General features: G+C 66.9%; 1 protein-coding gene. It reads right to left on the bottom strand.

From position 1 onward, the window contains the following. Positions 1-431, bottom strand: a 431-nt coding sequence (locus MOV75_RS40525) for a methyltransferase domain-containing protein (protein ID WP_247008453.1), incomplete at its 3' end; no start/stop codon positions are given. Positions 432-740 lie beyond the last annotated feature (309 nt).

The following is a 740-nucleotide window of genomic DNA, read 5'->3' as shown; positions in this document are numbered from 1 at the left end:
AGGCTGTCGCCGCCGATCATCGCGGCCAGCAGCAGCCCGTCCGGCTTCAGCGCGCGCCGGACCTGTGCGAGCACGCCCGGCAGGTCGTTGACGAATTGCAGCGCCAGCGCGGAGACGGCGAGGTCGAGACTTTCCGGTGCAAAGGGCAGCTTTTCCGCGCCAGCAGCATCGAGCGCGATGTGTTCGATGGATGGAAGCCGCGGACGCAGGGTCGCGAGCCCTTCGCCTGGCGTCCAAAGATCGACCGGGGTGTGAAACTCGCGCATCACCGCGGCGAGCCGTTCCGCCATGTCTTCCGCAACACGATCGAGCAGGAAGCTCACGGCACCTTGCATCTGCGCGCGCCGCTGCCGCGCGTGCAGCAAAGCGCGATCGAACAAAGCGGGCGGAGTTGGGGGGTGTTGAGCCATGCCGCTGGTTACGCCGATCATGCTGACTATTGCAATCACTCTCGTGTCCCGAACGCCGTGCGCCACGCAGTGACGCTCCGCAGAGCCGACCCAGAAGTCACACCGCATGATTCGGAAAGATGGCCCCGGCTCTGCAGCGCACCGATACGCGGCGCACTGCGTCCGGGGCACGAGACCATGACTTGAGCAATCCAGGTTGCAACGCTAGCCTCCTCCCATGGAAGCCGACGCCGCCCCCAACCGTTCCATCGCCACACCGCTGCGTGCCGCCTGGACGGCGGGCCGTCACATCCTGTCGCGCGCCGCACGGCTCGCGCTCGACATTGCGCT

It is taken from the genome of Bradyrhizobium sp. PRIMUS42, from assembly GCF_023006515.1.
GTDB lineage: Bacteria > Pseudomonadota > Alphaproteobacteria > Rhizobiales > Xanthobacteraceae > Bradyrhizobium.
The sequence above is the reverse complement of the archived record's forward strand: the minus strand, read 5'-3'. Positions and strand labels throughout refer to the sequence as shown.